The organism is Rhodanobacter sp. MP1X3 (assembly GCF_014207165.1).
Lineage (GTDB): Bacteria > Pseudomonadota > Gammaproteobacteria > Xanthomonadales > Rhodanobacteraceae > Rhodanobacter.
The window spans coordinates 315,087-339,735 of the sequence record NZ_JACHCO010000006.1; the positions used below are offsets into that span (position 1 = coordinate 315,087).

Consider the following 24,649-nt stretch of genomic DNA (forward strand, 5'->3'; position numbering starts at 1 on the left):
CTGACGGGTTTACAGCGATTATCAGGTATCACCACGGGATCGGAGTCCCATGCTCATCACCCCAACCATGCCAAACGACTGGACTGTCGTCGATATGTTTGCCTTTCTGCAGATGCAGCTGCCGTGGCACAAGCAGGTCGGCTTGTCTGAAACACCAAATGCCGAAACTCACCATGTCACCGACGAAGACTGCATGGCTCGATACCGGCGAGGCGATAACCGGGCGTTTCAGATGCTCTATCTTCGTTACCGAGAAAAGCTGCATCGCTACCTGCTGCGACTTGCCGATCGTTCCATCGAAGCCGAAGAGGTATTTCAGGAGGTCTGGGTCGCCGTCATTCGCGGCAAGGATCGCTACGAACCCAGCGCTCCTTTTGCCGCCTGGTTGTTTTCCATTGCCCATCGTCGTGCAGCCGATCGTTGGCGCACGCTCAGCCGGCACGCGCCCGACTGGCAAAGTCATGGCGACGATGACCGGGATTTCGAACAACGCCCAGCCGTCGCTACACACACGCCCGAACGACTCGCCCACAACGACGAGATGGGTCTGGCTCTGCTCGAAGCGATCAGGAATCTTCCACTGCCACAGCGGGAAGCCTTCCTCATGAAGGCAGACGGCGACCTCAGTCTCGATGACATCGCGATGGCGACACAGGTGTCGCGCGAGACGGTCAAGAGTCGATTGCGTTATGCCCAGCGACGACTGCGTGATGCGCTGGAGGCGTGGCGATGAATGATGAATCGATGGACGATCTTGTTGCGCGCTATCGCAAAGCAGCCCGTGAGGCGCCACGACCTGACGTCGATGCGCGGATGCTCCAGCTTGCCGAAAGTGCAAGCAACGCCCGTCACCGAAATCAGCGCTGGACATGGTTTGCCGCCGCCATCGCCGCCACCGCCGTTTTATGGCTGGTGGGACATCAAACGGCATCGCGTCCGTCACCAACGGCGCGGCTCTCCCTTGATGATGCTACACCGGGATATCTCGACGGCCGCACACGCGCCTACCTTCTGAGCATGGATACCGCACCACCACGCTCGCCCACAGCGCATTATCTGTTGATGCAAAACACGCCATCCCATTGAGCAACCACACCCATATTCCAGGAGAACCACATGAAGAAAACCCTCACCATCGCCTTCGGCATCGGTTGCCTGCTCGCCGGCAACAGTTATGCAAATGTGCCCAAGGGATGGTTCATCACAGGGTCGCAGTCTGCCGACTTCATCTTTGGCAGCGAACCGGGTACACGCAGACCGGGCAGCCATAACGCTTTCATCCACGCCAAGACGAACAGCGATGGATTCGGCGGGCTGATGCAAATCATCAAAGCAGGCCACTATCGGGGAAAACGCGTTCGTTTATCAGGTTACCTGCGTACCAATGATGCTGGCAAAGGGCAGATGTGGATGCGCATTGACGGCGACACTGCCGGGAAAAACCTGGGCTTCGACAACATGGAGCAGCGCGCGCTACAGGGTGACCAGCCTTGGCGTCGCTGCGAGATCGTGCTCGATGTGCCTGTTGATGCGAAAGATATCGCTTTCGGCTTTTTCCTCGTAGGCAAAGGTGAAGTGTGGGGCGACAGCTTTCAACTGGACATCGTCGATAACAATGTTCCGGTCACCGACACCACTGCACAAATCCCCGATGCCCCGGTAAATCTCGACTTCTCGCAATAAGCGGATACAGCCGTTTCCTCGCGACAGGTGGCCATGAGTCTTGCTGCCTGTATTCGCGAGACTGTTGTGCCAATCGATTGCCTACTTTGCCACCGCAGGCCTGCCGTCGGATGTCGTCACGACGGCATCGGCTTTCAACCACGTCTGGGTGAACGTCGCGGGTGCGTTGGCCGCTGAACAGAACCGGTTCGAAAAAGGCTGGCGATATGTATCGGCTCCAACCTGCACGACGGCCGTCGTGGGCGATACACAGTTATGACCGTCGTAGACATCACCGGATACCCAGTGCAGTTCGGCGGTAGCTTCGGCGCCAGGCGCCATACTCACCGGTAGCAGGACAGGACCGGGATGCATGCCCCTGGGTACCTGTCGCACGATCGACAGCAAGTGGTGTGCAGCATCTTCGAAATGCAGCATGGGCAGCGCCGGCATTCGGCAGGCGCTGGTGCTGATATTGCGCACTACCAGCAACGTTCCGGACTGCGACATGCCGGAAAAAATTCCGCCTTTGTTATCGAAGTTGATCGCTACCTGGGATGCGATGCAGTCGGGCAAAGCCGAGCCCGACGCCGCCCGAAAAGCTGTCGCGCCGGCAAATGCGGCCATGGCGAGTGCAATGATCAAAGCAGCATCCTCATGATTCCGGAATGCCAATGCTCACCGTCATGCGGTGAATCCGAAATGACTGCTTCGATTGTCGATCAAATCGATGAGCGCAAGTGCTTTCACTCTATTGGCGTGGCGCAACAACCTCGCCATCTTCCTTGATGAAAGGCATGGCGAACGCCGGAAGAATATCGATCACTGCTTCGGATGGCCTGCAAAGCCGTGTGCCAAGAGGCGTGACCACGAACGGCCGGTTGATCAGGATCGGATGCGCGATCATTGCATCGAGCAGCGCATCGTCGCTGAGATCGGGAGCAGCCAGGCCCAGTTCGGCATACGGCGTGCCTTTTTCGCGCAGCGCAGCACGTGGCACCAGACCTGCATCCGCGATCAGCTTGATAAGCAGCGAACGGCTGGGCGGATGCTTCAGATATTCAACGATCGTGGGCTCAATGCCCGCATGCCGGATCAACTCCAGCGTGTTGCGCGACGTGCCGCAGGCAGGGTTGTGATAGATAGTGGCGATCAGGTTCTGCATCACGTCTCTCCGCGAATTGGTGTTTTGATGGCAGATACCACACCTGCCGCTTGCGACAGCACGCCCGCCTCGACCGCGCCCTTGCGTTCGCTGTAGCGATCGACCAGGTAATCGCTACGCTCACGTACCATCAGGGTGAACTTGAACAGCTCTTCCATCACATCCACCACGCGGTCGTAATAAGGCGAGGGCTTCATGCGGCCGGCATCATCGAACTCCTGCCAGGCCTTGGCAACCGAGGACTGGTTGGGAATGGTCACCATGCGCATCCAGCGGCCGAGCAGGCGCAGCGCATTGACCACGTTGAACGACTGGGAGCCACCGCAGACCTGCATTACTGCCAGCGTACGCCCCTGTGTCGGCCTCACGCTGCCGTCCTCCAGCGGTAGCCAGTCGATCTGGTTCTTGAACACACCGGTCACCGCACCGTGGCGTTCCGGACTTACCCATACCTGCCCTTCCGACCACAGCGACAGCTCACGTAGTTCGCGAACCTTGGAATGATCATTCGCCACGCTGTCCAGCATGGGCAGATCATGCGGATCGAACACGCGTGTTTCGGCACCCAGTCGCCGCAGAATGCGTTCCGCCTCCAGCGCCAGCTTGCGACTGAACGACTGCGGCCGCAGCGATCCGTAAAGAATCAGGATACGCGGCGGATGGTCTGCGCCTTCGGGCAGGCCTAGCTTGACGTTGCTGGGAAGGTCCAGCGCATCGGCCACGATGTTCGGCAAATCATCAATCGTCATGAATGGATTGGTCATGGGTGAATTCGATACCGTTGCTTCGATTCAACAATTCTATCATTATGGAAATATCGAATTACATAGTTTCCCAGCGCTCACCGAATCTCGCACATGCTGAATCTCAACATCGCCGCGCTGGACCGCTTGACGCTGTCCAGCCGGTTGGAAGCAATGGGGCACATGCCGGACGGCAGCACGGATGCCAATCATTGATTCAATAGAGACCAAGCCTATACAGTGATTCTTGCAACCAACCAACTGCAGAGGAGTTACCGCCATCACCATGCAGAGCAAACAGGCCGTCAACATCCTTTCCGCGCTGGCGCAGGAGTCGCGACTGGCGGTCTATCGCCTGCTGATCGAGCACGCTCCCGATGGTCTGGCCGCCAGCGTAATCGCGCAGAAGCTAGGGTTGGCTAACGCCACGCTGTCTTTCCATCTGAAGGAGCTATCGCATGCGGGGCTAGTTGCGAGTCGGCAAGAGGGGCGGTTTATTTACTACTCGCCAGTGATTACCGCGATGAACGATCTGATCAGCTATCTCACCGACCATTGCTGCAGCCAGTCCGATGGCAACTGCACCACCGGCAAGACCGTTACTACGAGAAAGCCCCGCGCCACAGCATCAGCAAGGCTTCGCGCGACAGTCACCCAATAGCAAGATCCACACGCGATCTGGCCTTACACATCAACGCGCATGCCGATCTCCACCATGCGGTTGTCGGGCAACCCGAAGTGCGTGGTGGCCGGCAGGGCGTTGTGTGCCATCAGTGCAAACAAGTGCGCGCGCCACAATGATATGCCACGCATCCGCGAAGCGACGATATTTTCGCGGCTGGCAAAGTAGGTGAACTGCTCGGGATTGACAGCAGCGCCATCGATCTCCATGCCGCTCAGGGCCTCAGGCACGTGAGTGTCCTCCGCGAAGCCGAAGCGCAGATTCACCTGATGAAAACCTTCACCGAGTTCGACCTGATGGATACGATCCTTGGTTCGCACAAACGGCACATTGGCGAACTCCAGGGTCAGCACGATGTTGGTGCGATGGAGAACCTGGTTGTGTTTGAGATTATGCAGCAACGCGACCGGCACACCCGTGCTGCGCGCCGTTAAAAAGACCGCCGTGCCTTCGATGCGATGAGGTGGATGCGCCATGATGCTGGTAACGAAACTCTTGAGCTCCAGGCCGTCGCGGCTAAGGTGACTTATCAGAATGCGCCGGCCGCGATGCCACGTCGACATCAATAGATACATCACTGCGCCCAGCAGCAGTGGAAACCAGCCACCCGAACGGATCTTGAGAATGTTCGCGCCGAAAAAAGCGCTATCGATGGTGATTAGCACCAGACCCAACGGAATCAACGCCACGTAACGCCAATGCCATCCGAAACGCGCGTAAAGCAATGCCAGTATCGTAGTAGCGAGCATCGTGCCACTGACGGCAATACCATAAGCCGATGCCAACGCATCGGAAGAGCGGAAGATCAGCACCGCCGCCATCACCAGTATCAATAACATCAGGTTGATGCCGGGCAGATAGACCTGCCCTTCCACATGATGCGAGGTGTGCTCCACGCTCATGCGCGGCAGATAACCCAACAGCATGGCCTGGCGCGCCATCGAAAACGCACCTGCAATGACTGCCTGCGAGGCAATCACCGTCGCCATCGCGGCCAGCACGATCATCGGATATAGCAGCACATGCGGCACCATGCGATAGAACGGCATCACCGCCGCCGCTGGCGAACCCAGCAAAAACGCGCCCTGTCCGAAGTAGCTCAACAGCAAACACGGCAGCGCCCACGCAAACCATGCCACGCGAATCGAGCCAGCGCCGAAGTGGCCCATATCCGCATATAGCGCCTCCGCACCGGTGAGCACCAGAATCACCGCGCCCAGCGTTTCAAATCCGCGAAAACCGTTCTGCCCGAAGTAATGCAGCGCATATATCGGATCGATCGCCATCAGCACGTCGGGTCGGTCGATCAACCGATAGACGCCGAGCACCGCGATCACTAGCAACCAAAGTCCCATCACCGGCCCGAATACCTTGCCAACATGAGCGGACCCGAACCGCTGCACGAAAAAAAGACCGAGCAGAATTACCACGCTGATCGGAAGCACCCATTCCTTGAGCGCAGGTGCAGCCAGTTGTAACCCCTCGACCGCGGAGAGCACCGACACCGCTGGCGTGATCACAGCGTCGCCGAAAAACAGCGCCGCGCCGATCAGCCCAAGGCCGAGCGCGACCATCAGCAGGCGACGTGGAATCTTGTCCGTGCAAACATCACGCGTCAGCGCCGTCAGCGACATGATGCCGCCCTCACCGTTGTTGTTCGCACGCATGATGAAAGCTACGTACTTGCACGACACCACGATGATCAGCGCCCAAAACACCAGCGACAAAAGACCCAGCACGTTGTCGCGAGTCGCCGCCACGCCATGCGCGTCGAACGCCGCCTGCAGCGCATACAGTGGACTTGTCGCGATGTCCCCGAACACCACGCCTAGCGCGCTCATCACCAGGGCGGTGGATATCGACTGCGGCTTGTCGGACTCGTGCGGCTTCGGCGGGCTATTCAAGATGGATGCTCTTCTTGGTCGATGGTGGGCAGTTCTGAGGATCGCCTGTGGACTTTATGTCGATCGCGACAATTGTCCATAGTCGCCGTCAACGCGTGATGGCGGCGCCATCAAAACGGGGCAGCGCATACGGCATCACTGCGTTACTCTTCCGAGTCATTACCTGCACCGCCTTCGGAGAATATCTGTGAATGGAACGGTCAAGACGCTGCACATAGTCCGTTGGACCTGGGTGTGTGGGTTCGCGTTAATCGCGCTCAGCGTGCCGCATCTCGCACGGGCTGGGGTAGACCATGTCGATGTGACCGAACGCAAGCCGTTTCAACATGGCAAGATTTTTCCAGGCATAGGAACTTACGAAGAAATTCACGGGCGCGCATGGTTCAAGCTCGATCCTAACAGCAAGGCGAACAGCCGCATCGTCGATCTCAAATACGCCCCGCGCGATCATGAAGGCCTTGTTGAGTTCTCGGCAGATTTCGTGTTGGTAAGACCGACCAAAGCGATCGATTCCACCCTGTTATACGACGTCAACAATCGCGGCCATCAAGTCACTGACAGTTTCAACTTTGGTTTGGACTTGAACAAGAAACCGCCCTTTGTTGATACCGGATTTCTGCAGCGTAACGGATTCACGGTACTGGCATCCGCCTGGCAATGGGACGTGAAGCCGGAGAATGCAGATGACCATCCACTGGTTTTCACACCGCCCATAGCAACCGATCACGGCCGTACCATCACAGGGAAAGTCGCCAACGAATTTACCGTTGAAAAACCTGTCGATACGGCATCGTTCGTCGGTATCGACGGGCGTGCCTACGCTGCCGCGATCGCTGATGACGCCAGGGCAGTCCTGACGCAGCGTGCTCATCCTGACGACCCACGTATCGCTGTCGGTCGCGATTTGTGGCACTTCGTAGCCGCGACGGATAAACAGCCGCCGACTGAGATCGCTTTGAAAGGCGGCTTCAAGCCGGGACTGATCTACGAACTGACTTACACTGCGCGCGATCCCTACGTCGTCGGTGCGGGGTTGGCCAGCATCCGCGACCTGTTGTCGTGGTTTCGCACACATCCCTTCGCCGGACTACCACCACCCAGGCACGTGCTGCTATTCGGGGCCAGCCAGACGGGCCGACTCATCACGCAAATGCTTTATGACGGTTTTGATGTCGACGAACAGAACAAGCTGGTGTTCGATGGTGCCCTCAGCCTCGTTGCAGGTAGCGGCAGAGGCAGTTTCAATCACCGGTTCGCCTTTCCCACGCGGGCCGCGAATCTGGTGGTGGATCGTGACTACCCGACTGATCTGTTTCCGTTCACCACGGCAGGCGAACGCGACAGTATCACCGGACAAACGGGCTCATTGCTGGCGCATGCGCGTGACGCGAATGGCAAGACTCCCAAGCTTTTTCTGGTCAACAAATCGACCGAATTCTGGGGTCGCTCGGCGTCACTGCTGCAAACAACACCTGACGGTGGCGCTGACGTTTCGGAAAATCCGAACACACGTCGCTATCTACTCACCGGAATACAGCACTTCCTCTCCCCGAGTCCCATTCGCGGAAGCACCGTCAACTGCTCGGATCCGATCGATGATCTACCGACCCTGCGGGCACTATTGATTGATCTCGACCGGTGGGTTCGTGATGGATCAGCGCCACCAGCCGATGCGTACCCGACCCTGGGTAACGGAACGCTGGTAACGGCGATGCAATATGCGCAAATATTTCCCAAAGGTATTGGCCTTACACCACCAAGTGATCCATTCGTCCCAGAGCGCCTCGATTTCGGCGCTCGTTTTGACAGCCAGGGCCTCGTTGATCGACTGCCTCCCAAACATGGCCAACCTTACTCGGTGCTGGTGCCGAAGCCGGATACCGACGGTACCGATATCGCCGGTTTGCGGCCGGTCGAGGTGAGCGTTCCGCTTGGCACCTATACCGGCTGGAATCCCGGCAGCGCAACCACCGGCTTTGACTGGGCATTCGATCGCTTCGAGGGATCCTTTCAGCCGTTCGCCCGTACCGAAGCCGAGCGAGCATCTTCCGGTGATCCGCGTCCGTCGCTCGCGGTTCGCTATAAATCCAGAGCCGCCTTCATTGAACAGACGCAAGCCGCAGCGAACAAAGCTGTCGCGGCTCATCAGCTACTGCCGGAAGACGTCAATGCGGTCGTCGCCGCTCAGGGAGCTTTTTATGATCGGATCATGGTGCACTCGCCGAGCGATCTGAGTTGCAAATATTTATGGCCAATCAAATTCCCCTGAGCATCCGATGGTTGCTGCGCCGCTATCCGCAACTCAGCCCAGCACCCCTATACCCGATCGCATCGCACATCATCGACTGATGTCATACAAATTCTGCGAATACTTGGTCCCGCCGGCCTTCGTCTTTCAGACACAGCAGCAATGACGGATGCACAGTGGCGAAAGCACGAGTGCCACTGTCGAGACTGGGATGCATGCTTGTGTCAGTGCCGAAAGAACAGATAGATTGCGCTGTAAGGCACGCGCACCTCTGCATCGATACGTCCAGCGTTGCACCCCGTCGAAGGCGCCACGCCGCCTTCGGTGCGCGTACGAACCACGTAGTCGACAGTCGCCATCACGCCATCGCCTTCATGCGATTTCGCGTGCAATACGATCCATGGGATGGCGCCTGCGTTCGGCGATGGCGAAACATTCAGCGACTCGCCCACCACGGCGCTGCCATCGCTGGCCTGCCAAGTCGGGCCTGCGAAATGCTTGCCGATAAGCTTGCCTTTCACGTCGCTCAGCGTTGCCTCGGGTGCTTTCAACGTCCACGCATAGTCGGTGCCCGCTGCCTTGCAAGTATAGATCTGCACACCCTTGCCGAAGGCCTCGACGGCCGGCGACTTTACAGGTGTTGCTTGGCCATGGGCCATACTCACCGCACTGGCAATGACGGTCGCCGCACTTACCCATTTCTTGCGCATCGTTTCTCTCCGGTATTGGTAATGAGGATGCCGGCACTCAAGGAAATACAGCGCCCTGCGTTCGACCGTGCTCGGTACGTTGGTCGTATTCGACGTCATTGTCCCTGAAATGTTGCAGGATCTGCTGACCAAGGGTCTGCAGCTTTTCATCGAGTATCTGGCAGTCCGACTGCGGACCGATCGTTTGCAGCAGATGATCGATCGCCATCGCCTCCATCTCGGCGTTTTCCAGGTGGCCATCCTCATGCCCGCGCAGCGCTTTCAGATAAAGCGACCACCGCCGTTGCAGTGAGTCCGGCACATCGATCGCGGGCTGCCATTGCGGCAACGTGATCTCCACGTTCAACACGATGTTGGAAGAGACTACGGCACAGGTGTTGGACGCATCGCTTTCAGTGACATAGTCCCAGTGCACATTCCACCGGGTATAGCCGTCGTAACGTTTGCCGTCGACTCCGACCGGGCCCTGACTGTCGAGTGAGCGACGTAGTGTGCTGCCGTCATCACCGGTTACCGAATAATAATTGACTTGCTCGTTGAGCACGTAACCATCGGGGTTTCCCGTTGAAGGGGCATCGACGGGTGTGGCCTCGGCAGATGACATGGCAACCAGAACCAGCATCACGTACGCAACGGAGTTCAGCGTATTCGCCAGCATTGCACGCGCACGTCGAATCACTGATAGCAAAGCGCGGTTGATTGGGAACTGCATCGCTGTGATCCGGTTGGGGTGGCGTCAAACCATCACGACCCATGCACTGCATCGTGACAATCGCCAGTATCCAGCTTTGATGACGAATACGATCAGAATGCCATTCTTGAACAAAAAAGAGAGCCGCACATGGCGACTCTCTTCGGTTACAGCTTGAGTGACAGCGCTTGATCAAAACGCTTGTGACTTACTCCATACGTTACATCACTGCGTCAGCGCGTTGATCAGAGCTGGCCCCTGCGGGCTGCCCCAGCCGGTGACCAGATCGAACCCGGCTACCGCCTTGAAGCCAGCGCCACTGCCTTCGTCCGGCTTGTTGCTGCCGCTGGTGATGTCGTGAAAATCGCTCGCAAAAGTCGAACTCACGCCGATGTTGTAGATCTTGGTATTAACGAAGCCGAGTGTGCTTTTACCCGCAGCAACCGACTGCTGGTTGGCCAGTGCCAACAGACCAGCCCAGCGCGGCGCGGCAAAGCTGGTGCCGCCGTAGCCGGTCTCGAAGGTACCGTTGACGACGGTGGGATTATCGAAGTTGGCTTCGGCCGACACGTCTGGATCATTGCGCAGCGTGGTCGAGCCCTTGTTGGTGCTGGTGATCACGCCGGCAAGCGTCTGATAGGCAGGAATCGTGTAGCCAGCCGGCTTGTAGTAACCACCACTGCTGCCAGTCCAGCCGGTTTCCGAACTCCATGAGCCGCCTGGGCCCGTAGTAGTGAGATCGGTACCGCCGACATCCAGGATGTTGGGATCCAGTGAGGGCGCCGCCCAGGTATCGGCGTTGTAAGCGCCGTCATCACCAGTAGCGTTGAGAAAGGTCTGACCCTGCGCGGCAAACTGTTTGTAGATGGCGTCGTCGGCGCTGCCGAAATCACCACCGCCCCACGAGCTGCTGATCACCTTGGCGGTGTTGTCCGTGGCCATCTGGTTGAGGATGTCAGTAGCACTGGAACCCTCGTAGAAAATCACCTGCGTGAGCCCTGGCGCCATGCCGATGACGTTGACGATATCGAGCACCTGCTCGCCGTCGTCACAAGTGGAGGTGCCGCTGCCATCGCCAGCATCGCAAACACCGCTGTAACCGTTGACCAGCACATTCTTGACTGGCACCGACGACGTCATGCCGGTCTTGGTGTAATACAGCGTGACGTCAGCGGTCTTGTAGCCATCGTACGAAAAGATGCCAACCGTCTGGCCGGAACCGGTGAGCGAACCCGAACCGTAATAGGCCGCGCGCATGTCGCTGGGCAGATATTCACCCGACGGACCCGAGCCGTGGGTGCGCGTAATGGCCTCCATATGCTGCGCATTGGTTCCATGCACGAGATGATTTTTTGGCAGGCTGATATTGGTCAGACCGGTGATGCCCAGCAGCGGCACGGCCAGATCCATCGTAGGCTCACGATCAGGCGCAAAAAAGACGCGATTTTCTGTTGGATGCTGATAGTTGGAAAGCTGCATGTGCAGCGCGCGGTTGACGGTGGCGGCCGAACCCTGCACGTCCACCACGCGGCGATTCGCTGTGGTCTGCGTCACGGTCAGGCCATTGGACTTGGCCCAGGCCACCACGGCGTCGTAATCCTTCTGGGTCGCGCCAAAGCGCTCGGTAAACTCGGCAGAGGAGAGGTAGTGATGATAATTGGGGCTTTGCGGATCACGCAGCTGCAGCAGCAAGCTGTCCAGCTCGCTCTCGTTGCGCAGCGGTAAAATCAGCCCAAGCTTCATGCTCTGCGTCTGCGCCATGGTGCCTACATGTGCAGCCTGTCCGGATGACACCGCGGCCGGCAGATTGGTGCTGAGCAAGTGGTTGGCTCCAGCCACTGTCTCAGCAGCTTGCGCGGCGAAGCCAAAGACTAACGCACCAGCAAAAAGTAACGCCGGCACAGACTTCTTGAGAACGGTTTTCTTGCGATTTGCCGAGCTATTTGGCAGTAATTTCACAATCCATTTCTCCCATTTTAGTGTTGTAAACGATGCCATCGAGCATCGTATTTGCCTTTCACTGCGCCCCATGACTCGTGCTGCAGCCGTTCGAATCTAGATAGCGCTGCACGCGTTGGCAATAGGACTTTTAGGAAGTCCTGGCTGTGTAATTTCTTACGTCCCGCACTGTGATTGGCGTCAAGAAATGCTACCCAATTGGGCAGCGAACTTAGGTTTTACGATTCAAGTTTGCCAATGCAGCTCTGGATGTGAGCGTGGCTAGCGCGGCTAAATCGTGATCAAGCTAATGCCCAATGACGCGGGTACCGGAAATCCCGAATCCCCTTGATACGAGTACTCATCCAGAGCTGATGATGGGTACGGTTACAGGTAAGGTGCCATGCCGCGACACGCTAATATGGCGTGCATACAGCAACTCGAAATCGGTATCTTAAAGAAATGCAAAATCAACAGAAGGTGGCAACCGTGAAACGATACATGGCCGGCATTATTGCCGTGACGCTGTTGTCCGCGTGCTCAAGCGCAGGAAAATTACGTGACACCGTACCTACAGCCGTCTACGTCGGAAGTAGCAGCGCGAGCGATGTCATTTCCTGTGTATCAAATGCATGGGCGACGAAGCATTTTCAAATAGACACCGTGCCACTCCCGAGCGGAACAAGCCTTCAGCTTCGAGAAAACGACAGTGGCCCAGTCTTGGCACTCGTCGACGTTACACCTACAGCCGGAGGAACCACGACTGCCAAGTACTACTCGCAGATGCCCGACGACGACACCTGGTTTTTCCAGCAAGTGAAAAGCTGTATGTAAGCGCAGACCTTGCAAGTTCAGGTGCGTTGCATTTGAATCCCGCAACCGTGGGAAAGCGGTTCATTTATCAAATCCGCAGTATTTCTGGCGAGCCTGCCGTCGTAGCCTGCGCAAAAAAATTTGCCAGGATCGGACATGCCATGCCCGATCCTGGCGATCAATCGCACTGACGGTTGTGCTCGATCAGGACTACGCCAATGACGTGAGCAGACCGGACTCAATGAGCGCATCCGCTGTCATGGGCTGGGCAAAATAAAAACCTTGAAGCTCATCGCAACCCAGCTCGACCAGAGCCGTGTATTGCTCGATGGTCTCCACGCCTTCGGCAACCACGCGCAGGCTTAACGAGTGCGCGAGCCGGATCACTGCATCGACGACGGCACGTGCGTCGCTGGAGGTGTCCAGATCCCTGATAAAGCTGCGATCGATCTTGAGCTGCTGTACGCGCAATTGTCGGAGATAGGCAAGGCTCGAATAGCCGGTACCAAAGTCATCGATGGAAAGCGACACGCCAAGCTCGGAGAGCTGGCGCAGAACGCGCTGTGTCGACGCGGTGTCTTCCATCGCTACCGACTCGGTGACTTCGCATGTCACCTGCTTAGGGTCGACCGAGTAGCGTTCGAACAGCTGGCACATCCGTGCGACAAGATCGGGCTGGCGTAACTGGTAGCCGGAAAGATTGATCGCGACGCGCATGTGGATGCCTTCGTGAGACCAGCGCTCCAGTTGTCGACAGACCGCTTCTATCACCCAATCACCGATCGCCACGATCAGACCAAAGCGTTCGGCAAGTGGAATAAAAACTTCCGGCTGCACGGCACCCAAGCTGCTGTTTTTCCAGCGTAGCAGCGCTTCCAGGCCCACGAGCTTTCCGCTACTGCCATCCATTTTTGGCTGGTAATGCAACTGAAATTCGTTTCGGCTGATGGCGCCACGTAACGCCTGCTGCAGATCCATCTGGCCCAATGCACCGGATTGCATGTGGCGCTCATAAATGGCATAGGTATTGCCACCGTTGTGCTTGGCTACGTACATCGCGGCGTCTGCGCAACTTATTAATCGATCCCGCGCAGCGTGATCGGGGAATAGTGCGATACCGATGGAGCACGAGAGGGATATTTCACGATCAATCAGCTGCAACGGAACAGTCAGCGATTGCAGGATGCGGTCGGCCAGCACCACGGCGTCCGATGCACCCTGCACATCCTCCAGCAGGAGCAGAAACTCGTCGCCACCAATGCGTGCGACGGTATCCGTATCGCGAGCCAGCTCACTCAAGCGGGCGGATACTTGCCGAAGCACGTGGTCGCCGGCGGTATGACCGTAACTGTCATTGACCGGCTTGAAGCCATCGATATCGATGAATAGCACGGCCAATTTGGTAAACGTGCGCTTGCCAGGAAACGTCGCCTGTTGGCTGATTCGATTCAACGCATGTTCGAGGCGGTCCTCAAGCAGGGCTCGGTTGGCCAGCCCGGTCAGCGGATCGCGAAAAGCCATGCGCTGCAGTTCGGCATTCGCGCCCTGCAGCTGTTGATTGGCCTCCTCCAGTGACTGCGCCATGGTGAACGCGCGAGCCTGCAGCCGCGCATCGAATATGGAGGTGAGAAGCGTGATCGACAGCAGGATCAACGAGGCGAGCACCACCATCGTGCCGAGATTGTGTCCACCCAAGCCATTGATTGTCTGGCAGATGGCGCCCGCCGGAAAACTTGCTGCCGCCATGCCGGTGTAGTGCATGCCCGCGATAGCCGCGCCCATGATCAGCGCTGCAGCACCTTGGGTGAGATAGGCGCGTAGACCGTGCAGCTGGCGCATGGAAAAAAGCACGCGCAGCGCCACCGCCGATGCCAGTATCGCAATCCCCGCCGAGGCAGCCACCAGCCACATATTCCAGATGATGATCGGTGTCAGCAGCATCGCCGTCATGCCGATGTAATGCATGCCGCAGATACCAGCCCCCATCACCAGGGCACCAACGAGCCATGCCGACGGCGCGAGCTGGTCGCGCGCAGCAATTCGTAGCGAAATGACCGATACACTAACAGCAACCAACCATGACAGCAGCGTTAACAGCGGATCGTAGGTAATGGAGATTGGCAGACTCATCGCCAGCATGCCGACGAAGTGCATCGACCAGATACCACTACCCATCACCAACGCACCGCCAACAGTCCACAGGATGACCGAGCCACGACTCTTGTCGCGAACTCGCCGTGCCAGATCCAGCGCCACGTAAGACGCATAGACGGCGATTAGTACGGATAGCAACACTCCGCCATCGTCATAGCTCGGGTGCAGCATCTGGAACGACATGCCCTGCAGTTTCCTTCATGGTGTACGGACTGCCAGGCATCAAGCCATTGCCAATGCCTTGGCTGTTACGCGCACCGTTCCTAAATCAAACGGCTGAAGAGAGATTCGTGCATCTATCCCACCGCGTTCGCTCAGCCGATGCAGTAGACAACAAATCGACTGACAACAAGCAACATTTTGTTCGATCACCGTCCATATTTGTGTGACAGGTGCGAGACCCCGCATTAAAAATTGCGGAAATCATTGATGATCTTGCGCGACTTATTTCGATAGCACGGCACTGTCAATCGCTAGCGACGAGCGATCCGTCGTGTAGCTGGATCGCACGCGATCAACGCACATAGCTCACTGGTATCAATCTCCCGAACCAAGTGGCCAGCGACCCATCACTTCGTGTTTGGACTGGCCGAAAAAACTGCGGATCAGCACAAACTCGCGGGCCATCCAGCTGATCGGCGGAATCGGCTGTTCGATGGCTTCCACGCCCTGTGCATAAAGCAACGTTACATGAGGTAGATAGCTTGATACGCCAGCGACATGCAGTCCCTGCGCATATTGCGCATCGGCCAGCGCTTTGCGCAACTTCAGCGTCACTTCGGTCGTGAGCGTATCCGCGCAAAGCACAAACGGAAACCGGCCATCCTTGCCTGCACTGCTGAAGCGCATGGCGCTATCCAGCGTGATCTTGAATTCTTTCACTCGTACTTCTTCTGCGGCGGCCAGTAAAGCACCTTCCAACGGTTGACGCAGGCGATCCGGTTTGCCGATGGGACTAAGCGTGATGTGCAATCGATCGATATCGACTGACGAGGCCCCAAGCCGATGCGACTTCACGAAGCGCTCGCCAATGCGAATGATCTCGGCCTTGGCTTCCTTATCCGGAAGTATGGCGAAGAACATGTTGACGCCGTCCAGCAGCCGGCGGCTTGGGGATAGCTTGAACTCGGCTTGCGAATCCATTAGCGCACTACCTCACAGGTACAGATTGCATCAGTCACGACCGAACAAGCCACGAAACGCGCCATGAGCGGAAACCGACATTTTTAGAGTCACGGCCAAGTTGAGCGATGCGTATTCACCCGCACCAGCAAAATGTGATGCGCATCAGACTAAGACTATACGAAATCTTCCGGTTTGGTACACGGGCCCATGCGCTCTGACGGCAATAAACAGCCCTGCCGCTCTTTATGAACGGGGCAATCGCCTTTTTTGAACCCTCGCTACCGGTGCAGGTGCGTGTCGGGTTGCATTGCCACCCATCGACACACACGCCTTTTAGGCGAGCCGTCTTGACGGCTCGACAATGCACACAACGTGTGGGCGGTAGTAGCGTCAGAACCACGTGGATGCGGGGCAGCGTGGCGGACACCCTATCGCGCGAGCCAAATCACGAGTCAGCGCCGACGTCTATGGTCGGCTTCGCCACTGGCGTGCAATCAAGTCAATTACGAAATAAATAATTTTATTATTGACCATTAATAAAGTATGAATACGATTTATTGCGTAACTTAAATTTTACTCGATACTCACGATTATGAATACTAATTAATTTGCATATAGAAATTTAATTATATCTCTGATTATTTCTTATAGACACCTATTTTCCAGTGAACTAGTTTGTCGGCATTCGTCACAGGGAATACGCGACGAATGGTTCCAGTTCGCCGCATACCATGAGGTTGGAATCATGCGACGTTCGAGCGTTACGTCGGCACTGCCTGCATGAGGACTGCAGGGGGTCAGCAGCCCGTCGAAGCTCAAGGAATCGCCAGGCAATCTCGAATTACGCCGTCGCGTTAGCGCGCGACACAACTGTCATGGGGTTTCGCGACCGCAGCAGGGTCGGCTGTCCTCGAAATAGTGGGAGTCAAGAAATAATGCCAAGTCATATTCGTACCAAAACACTGATCGCCGCCATCAGTCTGGCCGTCGTCTCGTCCGTCCATGCCGATTCGCCGAGCAGCGCGATAGGCAATTCCGCACTGATGACCGTCGCGCACGCCACCACGCTACGTCAAGGTGATACGGTCGTTGGGGCACTGGCCTCCTCGCAGCCGATGCACGTGGTGATGTCGCTGAAGTTGCGCAATCAGGCGCAGTTGCAGAGTTATCTAAAGACACCGGGACACAAGCCGCTTACCCCCGCGCAGTTCGGTGCCCAGTACTCCCCCACCACTGCGCAGGCACAAGCCGTTGCTGCCTATATGACCAAGGCCGGCTTCACCCATGTGACGATCGCGCCGAATCGCATGTTGGTTGAGGGTTACGGTCATGCCGATACGGCGCAGGCCGCCTTCAACACCACCTTCGTGCATGTACATACGCATGATGGTCGTGATGCTTACGCCAACGATAATGATGTCAAGATTCCCGCATCACTGCAGGGCTCTGTTTTGGAAGTCGTCGGTCTGCAGAACGTGCATATTGCGCATACGTTCGCGAAGCGCATCAACCCCAATGCCGTGCATACCAATGCCAGCGGTTCGGCGGTCGCGCATAACCCAACTGATTTTGCCTCGATCTACAATGCCAGCAATCTTGCACCTGCCACCTCCATTTCGGTCGGCGTGATCACCGAAGGCAGCATGAGCAACGTCGAGAGCGACCTGCAGACGTTTACATCCAACAACGGACTGTCCACTGTCAGCGTGCAGGTCGTCGGCAGCGGCAGCAGCGATACCAGCGGCGATGGCGAGTGGGACCTGGATACGCAGGACATCATCGGCATGACTGGCGGCGTGCAGCAACTTGTTCTGTACGACGCCGCTTCGCTAAGCGATGCCGATCTGAGCACCGATTACAACGCCGTGGTGTCGGCCAACGCCGTACCGGTGATCAATGTGTCGCTGGGCGAATGCGAGACAGATGCAGCCACTTCCACCGACGACCAGATCTTTGAGCAAGCCGAGTCGCAAGGACAAACCTTCTCGGTTTCATCTGGCGATTCCGGTGCCGATGAATGTGGCAATGGCGGTATCACGCCAAGTTATCCAGCCAGCTCACCTTACGTGGTGGCCGTGGGTGGTACTGAGCTGTACACCACCAACACCACGACTTTCAGCAGGGAGACCGTTTGGAACAACCTCAGCGAGAACGAAGGCGCCACCGGTGGCAGCCCCAGCACGATCGAGTCGATTCCCAGCTGGCAGCAGGGCGTAGGGCAAAACGGCAGCTCCAGCTTTCGTGGTGTGCCGGACGTGGCTTTCGACGCCAGTCCGGACACTGGCTCGCTGGTCGTCGTCGACGGGCAAACCAATCAACAGATCGGCGGCACCAGCCTCGCTTCACCACTGTTCGTCGGTTCGTGGGCGCGCATTCTGCAGGCCAATGGCAGCCTGGGCTTTGCCGCACCACTGATCTACGCGGATGCCGCTGCCAACTCGGGCGACTTCCACGACGTCACATCCGGCAACAACGACGGTGAGACCGCCGCCGTGGGCTGGGATTACACCACCGGTTTCGGCAGCCTCAATGTCGGCAACGTATCGGCGAACATCGGCAGCGCAAGCACGAATGCCATTTCGCGCGTGTCCAACAATACCAGCGGCACGACGCCCAAGCAGTAACTTGTCCCGCGCAGGGATGCGCATCATTGGGGAAAAAAGGCCCGGCCAACCAGCCGGGTCTTTTTTATGGCGGCACACAGGCAGTAATTGCTACCTTCTCGTCCGAGAGTCATTCCCAAAGCATCGACAAGGGCGGAGCAACACTAAGCCATGACCGCTGACGTAATCTTCCGCTCCTTGCGAGAAGCCATCGTGACCATGCTGGCGGCATTGGCCACAATGCTGTGTACACTGACAATCGACCCGGAACCGGGCCCAGCGATACTCGCGATCGTGCTCTGCCTTTCGCTGTCGCGCAGCCAGCTCGATCGGGACCTGCGTGGCCGGTTGGAGGCCGCGATCACGCTACCCGCCGTCAGCCTTGCCGCGCTCGGCGTCGCCACACTGCTGCATCGCGCACCGTGGATCGGCGCGGTGGTTTTCGTCGCGGGCATGTCGCTGTCCATCTGGTTGCGACGATTCGGCCCCATGGTGCGTCGCGCTGGATCGCTCATTGCACTTCCCTTTGTCGTCATCCTCACCACACCCTACGTGCCAACAACGCGCGTCGGCCACGGGATGGCCCTACTTCTGCCGATCATCGTCGCGCTGCTGGCGCTCCTGTGGGTCTCCGCGTTTCATCTGCTCGCCCGTCGCCTGCACTGGCTGCCGCCCACTCGTATATCGAAAGAAGTAGCTGAAACACCAACGCGAACCAGCTCCATGCGCCCGATGGCAAGCAGCCGGATGGCCATCCAGATGGGCATTGCTCTTGCTGTGGCCTTTATCGTCGGCTACGTCTTCTTTGCCGAACGATGGGCCTGGATCGTGCTCACCGCCTATATCGTCGGCAGCGGAAATCAGGGACGTCTGGATGTCGCGTACAAAAGCGTGCTGCGGGTACTCGGTGCTGGTGCCGGCACGCTTGCGGCTTTGACGTTTACCGTTCACGCCGGATCGCATGATGCGACAACGGTGGTGCTCATGCTTGCCGCGGTGTTCCTTGGCATGTGGTTGCGTCCACTTGGCTACGCGTGGTGGGCGCTATTTGTCACGCTGGCGCTCGCGCTGCTGCAGGGCATCGAAGGCCCCTCCGCACAGCACGTCCTTTGGTTGCGGCTGGAGGAAATCGTTATCGGCGCGATTATCGGCGTAGCTGCCGCGTGGTTCGTGCTGCCCGTTCGATCCACTGGCGTGTTGCGCCGGCGGATCGCCGATGCGCTGGCCACGCTGGCCGACGCTTTGGACCCCGTGACGCCAACGCGCCCATCCAATGATTTTGTGGAGGCACTCGCTCGCGTCGAAAAGGTCGCTCCGGCATTCCGCGCAAGCCGACTGGTGACACGACACTTACGCACCGTGCAGCCGGCGGACTGGATAGACGCCCTGATTGCCTGTCGTGCGCATGCCGTCACGCTAATCGAGAGCGGCGAAACACCCGGCGGCGTGCGCAAAACCCTTGGCGCCGCGCGCAAGGCGATGCGCGCACCCGAAGATATCCGAGAGGCCTTGGAAAATCTGCGCCGTTTGCTGACTTGATTGCGCGCGCTGAGAGAGGAAGCCAAGGCTGCGCCGCAACGCCGAAAATCGGCCCGGTCCCAATGACCTGCGCCGTCAATTGGAAATCATCTCCGAATCAAGTACTTTTGCCTTGGGGAAATTCAGGGAATGACCATGAGCCAGTGCAATAACTGCGGCAAATCCATCTTGTTCGGTGGCCGCACGATGGAAGGCTATCGCTATTGCGGCGCGAGCTGCAGCAAGTCACATCCTTTACATAGGGCAGCAGAGCAGATTCCCGCAAATATCTTGCAGCAATATGTGGAGCAATGGCGTAACGGCCCATGCCCTCGTTGCAAGCGCCAGGATGGCCCCATCGATGTTCACTCCCATCACCGCGTTCACTCGTTCGTCTTGATGACGCAATGGCACACTCAGCGCAGTGTCTGCTGCCGTCGCTGCGGCCGCCGGGGACAAATTGGCAGCGCGTTTTACGCCGCCGCTTTGGGATGGTGGGGGTTTCCCTGGGGGTTGTTGGTCACACCAATCCAGATAGCTCGGAACATCAGTGGCATTTGTCGCCGTCAGCCAGAGCGGGCGAGCGCAGATTTTGAGCGAGTTGTTCGTCTGCAGTTGGCAAGACAACAACTTCAAGCCAAGCCAAGCATGCCACCACCGATTTCCGCAGGTCGATAGCTGTTGCAGCCCAGTTCGGCGGAAACGGAAATATCACGTCAGGCGTATTCAAACAGTTCGATAGCTGATCGCTGCTTTGACAGAATCCAGAACTCTTGCTCAACCCTTTTGTTGTGTCACAACATCCGAATGGAGTCACAGATGCGCAATCCATATATCACCCTGCTCGTCACCATGATCTGCATCGGCCTGCCACTCTACTCACATGCACAGACGTCTACGTTTGAACAAAAATACGTTCAGGCAAAGGCCAACGCTGCAGGTGGCGCAGGTGCGAGGTACGATCAGCAGTTGGGTACGGCCATGCAGAGCCTTCCTGGATTGGTCTCGGCAATGCATGACTGCGCGATGAAAAATCCGGGCCAGCCTTCTCTGCATGGCTATTTCGAGTTCACGTCGGCGACGCACTACCGCGTCGTGCTTGAACCGAAAGGCACCCTTGCCGATTGCATCACCGGCGTGCTGGAGAACCGGACAGTGCCAGCACCGCCACGTGCGCCCTACCTCGATCCGTTCGAGCTCAATCTGACGCAGTAGTCGGACCCAAACGTGTGGATGGGCGAATGTCACGCACCAGGGTACTTCACAATCATCCCATGTGATGAAGCGGCCGGCTCAGCTGTGAAACGAAAGCCTCGATCAACGGGTTGACTCGATCGGGATGCGTGAGGTTCGACGCGTGTCCGCCGCCGACAATCCGCTCCATGCACGCGTTGGGCATCGCATCCGTCATGGCCCTGGCTCGCTCTGGCTCAATCGCCACATCAACATCGCCGTGGATCACCAGCACTGGGACATTGATTGTACCAAGCATGTCGCGAATATCATCGCGCGAGCCCAGTGTGTGAAAGCATTGCAGCAGATTGTGCGATTGCCACGCCGCCCATTTTTCCCTCCAGGCCGCCGCTCCGCCCCAGCCATCGCCGAGAATGATGTGTTCGAGGATCGCCGCCGTTTGGTCACTCAATCCATGGGTCACCCAGTCGTTGATCATGACTGCGTAGCCTGGCATCTTCGCTGGATCCTCAGGACCCGCCTGGGTATCGATCAGCACCATCGCCTGTACGATCATCGAATGTTTGATCGCCGCGCGCAATGACAGGTAGCCGCCCTGTGACATACCGACCAGGATCGCACGCTGTATACCGAGATAATCGAGCAAGGCCGCCAGATCGTCGGCGGAATCGTAATAGCTGAAAGGCTCGCATGTCTCGCTGTTGGCGGTGCGACCATGGCCGCGCTCGTCCCAGCTGATGCAGCGATAGCGATGCTTGAACGCCTCGGCCTGTGGCGCAAACATCGTGTGGTCCATCAGCAGACCGTGCGAAAACACCAGGACTGACGCACCTTCGCCGGTATCTTCGTAATACAACTTCTGTCCGTTGACGGCGGCTTAAGGCATGCAGCTCTCCTCATTGCGCGTCGCGGCCCCACGGTCGCGGCATCAGAGCCTCCGATTCTAACCACCTCGGCAGTCGCAATGCTTGACGCGCTGCATGGTGTATCCGAGCTTCCCCCAGTGAACCGCAGCTTGATCAACAGGAAACGATCACACCGCTGCCGCTAGATTTACTCATCACATTTCCTGCGAAGAGCAACCGACCATGTCGAACCACTCTGCTGTTGTTTCCGGCCGCGTTGCGGTAGTCACCGGTGCTGCCAGTGGCATTGGCCTTGCCGCGGCCCGCAAGTTGGGCGAAGCCGGAATGCGGATTGTGCTTGTCGATATCGACGCCGATTCGCTGGAACGTGCAGTCGCCGATCTCAAATCGACCGGAATCAACGCGCGTGCAGTGAGGGCCGATGTGAGCCGGGGCGAAGATATGGCGCGCGTCAAGACCGAGGCTGATGCGTTCGGCGAAGTGTCGGTACTGATGAACAACGCCGCACGTGAAGGTGGCGATGGTCTGTTCGCCGATATTGCCAAGTGGAAGGCCACGCTCGATATCAACGTCGGCGGCGTGCTGCACGGCATCCAGCTGTTCGTGCCTGACATGATTAGCGTGAACTGGCCCTGCATGGTGATCAACACCGGTTCGAAACAGGGCATCACCCTGCCGCCCGGCGATACCGCTTATAACGTCAGCAAGGCTGCCCTGCGCGCGCTGACGGAGTCGCTGGCGCACGAGCTGCTGGCGACGAACGATCGTGTGAGCGCTCACCTGCTGATCCCGGGCTTTACCTATACCGGACTTACCCGTGCACGCGGCATCAAGGAAAAGCCAGCCGCCGCGTGGACGGCCGAGCAAGTCGTTGAGTTCATGTGGCCAGCGCTCGCGCGCGGCGATTTCTACATCCTGTGTCCCGACAATGACGTGGCGCGCGTCACCGATGAGAAGCGCATTCGCTGGGCTGCCGATGACATTATCAAGAACCGCCCCGCGCTCTCACGCTGGCATCCGGATTACAAACAAGCCTTTGCTGACCACATGAAAGACTGATGTAGCTGATCACACATGCCGCACGGTCATGTGGATATGACGAAATATGTTTTTGACGAATAGCCAATACACGATAAAACGGACGTCCATACCGCCAAATAAATCATCTATGACGATCCCACGTTACGCAGCCCTTGCCGCCGCCATCGTATTTTCTCCGGTGATCCATGCCGATGAAAACACTTACGTGAACTCGCCTTACCTGGGTCTACGCTATCGCGACAGCACCCTGCATTCGGACAGCTTCGAAAAGACCGGTCGCGCACACACGCTGCGGCTCCAACTCGGCTACCTCTGGGCATTTACACCGCACCTTGCGGCGTACGCGGAAGTTACCAAGGTACAGCCACTATTCGGTCGGCAATACGACGACACCACCGGTCGTCGCACACCGTATCCGGCCGAGCCCGACCCGCGCTCGACCGAACTCAGCAGCGCATGGCTGGGTTACGACAACGGCGATGTCGGCATTCGAGTCGGACGGCAATACCTGCACCTGGATAACAATCGTTTCTTCAGCCCGAACTACTGGCGGCAGAATCCACAGTCGTTCGATGGCATCACCACCTATGTCAAGCTCGCCGACAAAACCACGCTGAGCTACGACTGGATCAATCAGGTCAATCGCACCGTCGGCGCGGACTTTCCCGACTACACCCAGCGCCGATGGGAACTCGACGGTCACCTGATACACCTTGATCAGGTGCTTCCGCTTGGGCAGCTGACTGCCTACGGCTACTTCGTGAAAAACCTGACTCTGGCGAAGAACTCTGTACGTACGTTTGGCGCGCGCTGGACTGGTACCGCGCCGCTGGCCGACACCGGCACCAACCTGGGCTGGACACTCGAAGGCGCACATCAGAACGACTACGCCAACAACCCGGCGCATTTCAGTCTGCCTTATCACCTGTTCGAGTTGAGCTACGGGCTGCCCGCCATTTCTGGACGTCTTGGCGAAGAGTCGCTGGGCGGTGACGGCAAAACGGCGTTCAACATCGCCTACGGCTCGGGACATAGCTTCGATGGCTGGGTCGGCGTTTTCAGCATCCCGGCACATGGTCTGCGCGATCGCTACGCCGGCCTCTATGGCGTCTTGCCCTGGCACTCGCTCACGTGGCTGGTGACCCATCACGAATTTGATCCGCAAAGCGGCGGCGGTGCGCGCTACGGCAGCGAGACCGATGTCGGCGTCAAAGCGCAGGTCAGTACGCGCTTCACCCTCGAGCTGCAGTACGGCGACTACCGCGCCGACAGCTTCACCGTGAACCAGCGCAAGCTCTGGCTATTGGCGGAGTATCGCTATGGCAAGCAGATGATGTAGCCACTTGTGGCACGCTGCTACAAGCAGCACTCCATAGAGAACGACAAGGCAAACTCGAGCTCGCCCGCAGCCATGTGCGCCCACAAAGCCTGTTTCGGCGATCCATCTTCGCCGAGCCGCAGCGGAAGGCAAAAACACGCCCGCTGAGACGACAAAGCAAAAAGCTCTATCTCCTCGCAATCTCCGAACTCTTTTCAATGAATACGTATGCAGACGCTGGTTGCTGCATTGCGATGCTACCTACTATCCATGC

At 57.8% G+C, this 24,649-nt stretch carries 21 protein-coding genes; 11 read left to right on the forward strand and 10 right to left on the reverse strand.

The window, feature by feature from the left end; translation table 11 throughout:
- Window positions 1-49 precede the first annotated feature (49 nt).
- From HDE79_RS16945 to HDE79_RS16955, 3 genes are read left to right on the forward strand one after another with little or no spacing between them, the layout of a single operon-like run.
- Window positions 50-733, forward strand: coding sequence for a sigma-70 family RNA polymerase sigma factor (locus HDE79_RS16945; protein ID WP_184603596.1), 684 nt, complete (start codon window positions 50-52; stop codon window positions 731-733).
- Window positions 730-1,086 (forward strand): hypothetical protein, encoded by a 357-nt coding sequence (locus tag HDE79_RS16950; protein WP_184603598.1) that lies wholly within the window; start codon window positions 730-732, stop codon window positions 1,084-1,086. The genes HDE79_RS16945 and HDE79_RS16950 overlap by 4 nt, the downstream gene beginning before the upstream one ends.
- A gap of 30 nt (window positions 1,087-1,116) precedes the next feature.
- On the forward strand, window positions 1,117-1,683 hold the full coding sequence (locus HDE79_RS16955) for a hypothetical protein (RefSeq protein ID WP_184603600.1): 567 nt from the start codon (window positions 1,117-1,119) through the stop codon (window positions 1,681-1,683).
- A gap of 81 nt (window positions 1,684-1,764) precedes the next feature.
- Here HDE79_RS16955 and HDE79_RS16960 read toward each other — a convergent pair whose 3' ends face one another.
- Window positions 1,765-2,172: a DUF4232 domain-containing protein gene (locus HDE79_RS16960; protein ID WP_255488473.1), complete on the reverse strand. Its 408-nt coding sequence runs from the start codon at window positions 2,170-2,172 to the stop codon at window positions 1,765-1,767.
- Here HDE79_RS16960 and HDE79_RS22070 point away from each other — a divergent pair.
- Window positions 2,099-2,323 carry a hypothetical protein gene (locus HDE79_RS22070; protein WP_255488486.1) on the forward strand — a complete coding sequence of 75 codons (225 nt, stop codon included), beginning with the start codon at window positions 2,099-2,101 and terminating at the stop codon, window positions 2,321-2,323. The two genes, HDE79_RS16960 and HDE79_RS22070, sit on opposite strands and share 74 nt — an antisense overlap.
- A gap of 90 nt (window positions 2,324-2,413) precedes the next feature.
- Here the strand turns inward: HDE79_RS22070 and arsC are convergent, their stop codons facing one another.
- Window positions 2,414-2,818 (reverse strand): arsenate reductase (glutaredoxin), encoded by a 405-nt coding sequence (gene arsC / locus HDE79_RS16965; RefSeq protein ID WP_184603687.1) that lies wholly within the window; start codon window positions 2,816-2,818, stop codon window positions 2,414-2,416.
- Window positions 2,819-2,826: 8 nt separating this feature from the next.
- Window positions 2,827-3,576, reverse strand: coding sequence for an arsenical resistance protein ArsH (arsH, locus tag HDE79_RS16970; protein ID WP_184603695.1), 750 nt, complete (start codon window positions 3,574-3,576; stop codon window positions 2,827-2,829).
- Window positions 3,577-3,856: 280 nt separating this feature from the next.
- Between arsH and HDE79_RS16975 the strand changes: the two genes are divergently transcribed.
- Window positions 3,857-4,231, forward strand: a complete 375-nt coding sequence (locus HDE79_RS16975) for a metalloregulator ArsR/SmtB family transcription factor (protein WP_184603604.1) — start codon at window positions 3,857-3,859, stop codon at window positions 4,229-4,231.
- 23 nt (window positions 4,232-4,254) lie between these two features.
- On the opposite strand, the gene HDE79_RS16980 is transcribed toward HDE79_RS16975, so the two are convergent.
- Window positions 4,255-6,156: a potassium transporter Kup gene (locus tag HDE79_RS16980; protein WP_343205991.1), complete on the reverse strand. Its 1,902-nt coding sequence runs from the start codon at window positions 6,154-6,156 to the stop codon at window positions 4,255-4,257.
- A gap of 187 nt (window positions 6,157-6,343) precedes the next feature.
- Between HDE79_RS16980 and HDE79_RS22270 the strand changes: the two genes are divergently transcribed.
- Entirely contained in the window at window positions 6,344-8,425 is a 2,082-nt protein-coding gene (locus HDE79_RS22270; protein WP_184603606.1) for an alpha/beta hydrolase domain-containing protein, read from the forward strand.
- 203 nt (window positions 8,426-8,628) lie between these two features.
- Here HDE79_RS22270 and HDE79_RS16990 read toward each other — a convergent pair whose 3' ends face one another.
- The 5 genes from HDE79_RS16990 to HDE79_RS17015 all read right to left on the reverse strand — a co-directional run bounded on the left by HDE79_RS16990 (window position 8,629) and on the right by HDE79_RS17015 (window position 15,853).
- Window positions 8,629-9,114 carry a DUF3455 domain-containing protein gene (locus HDE79_RS16990; RefSeq protein WP_184603608.1) on the reverse strand — a complete coding sequence of 162 codons (486 nt, stop codon included), beginning with the start codon at window positions 9,112-9,114 and terminating at the stop codon, window positions 8,629-8,631.
- A 37-nt stretch (window positions 9,115-9,151) separates the two neighbouring features.
- On the reverse strand, window positions 9,152-9,718 hold the full coding sequence (locus HDE79_RS16995) for a DUF922 domain-containing protein (protein ID WP_184603610.1): 567 nt from the start codon (window positions 9,716-9,718) through the stop codon (window positions 9,152-9,154).
- Window positions 9,719-10,030: 312 nt separating this feature from the next.
- Complete coding sequence (locus HDE79_RS17000) at window positions 10,031-11,626, reverse strand: S53 family peptidase (protein WP_184603611.1); 1,596 nt, start codon at window positions 11,624-11,626, stop codon at window positions 10,031-10,033.
- A 1,140-nt stretch (window positions 11,627-12,766) separates the two neighbouring features.
- Window positions 12,767-14,893, reverse strand: coding sequence for an EAL domain-containing protein (locus HDE79_RS17010; RefSeq protein WP_184603615.1), 2,127 nt, complete (start codon window positions 14,891-14,893; stop codon window positions 12,767-12,769).
- Window positions 14,894-15,247: 354 nt separating this feature from the next.
- On the reverse strand, window positions 15,248-15,853 hold the full coding sequence (locus HDE79_RS17015) for a 2'-5' RNA ligase family protein (RefSeq protein WP_184603617.1): 606 nt from the start codon (window positions 15,851-15,853) through the stop codon (window positions 15,248-15,250).
- A gap of 917 nt (window positions 15,854-16,770) precedes the next feature.
- Between HDE79_RS17015 and HDE79_RS17020 the strand changes: the two genes are divergently transcribed.
- From HDE79_RS17020 to HDE79_RS17030, 3 genes are all read left to right on the forward strand, one after another.
- The gene (locus HDE79_RS17020) at window positions 16,771-18,459 is read left to right on the forward strand and encodes a S53 family serine peptidase (protein WP_184603619.1); all 1,689 of its coding nucleotides are present in this window, start codon (window positions 16,771-16,773) and stop codon (window positions 18,457-18,459) included.
- Between the two features lie 150 nt (window positions 18,460-18,609).
- The gene (locus HDE79_RS17025) at window positions 18,610-19,977 is read left to right on the forward strand and encodes an FUSC family protein (protein WP_184603621.1); all 1,368 of its coding nucleotides are present in this window, start codon (window positions 18,610-18,612) and stop codon (window positions 19,975-19,977) included.
- Window positions 19,978-20,775: 798 nt separating this feature from the next.
- On the forward strand, window positions 20,776-21,171 hold the full coding sequence (locus HDE79_RS17030) for a hypothetical protein (RefSeq protein ID WP_184603623.1): 396 nt from the start codon (window positions 20,776-20,778) through the stop codon (window positions 21,169-21,171).
- Between the two features lie 52 nt (window positions 21,172-21,223).
- On the opposite strand, the gene HDE79_RS17035 is transcribed toward HDE79_RS17030, so the two are convergent.
- Complete coding sequence (locus tag HDE79_RS17035) at window positions 21,224-22,006, reverse strand: alpha/beta hydrolase (RefSeq protein ID WP_221440209.1); 783 nt, start codon at window positions 22,004-22,006, stop codon at window positions 21,224-21,226.
- 232 nt (window positions 22,007-22,238) lie between these two features.
- On the opposite strand from HDE79_RS17035, the gene HDE79_RS17040 reads away from it, so the two are divergent.
- Window positions 22,239-23,075: an SDR family NAD(P)-dependent oxidoreductase gene (locus tag HDE79_RS17040; protein WP_184603625.1), complete on the forward strand. Its 837-nt coding sequence runs from the start codon at window positions 22,239-22,241 to the stop codon at window positions 23,073-23,075.
- A 109-nt stretch (window positions 23,076-23,184) separates the two neighbouring features.
- Window positions 23,185-24,396 (forward strand): alginate export family protein, encoded by a 1,212-nt coding sequence (locus HDE79_RS17045; RefSeq protein ID WP_184603627.1) that lies wholly within the window; start codon window positions 23,185-23,187, stop codon window positions 24,394-24,396.
- The last annotated feature ends 253 nt before the right edge of the window (window positions 24,397-24,649 follow it).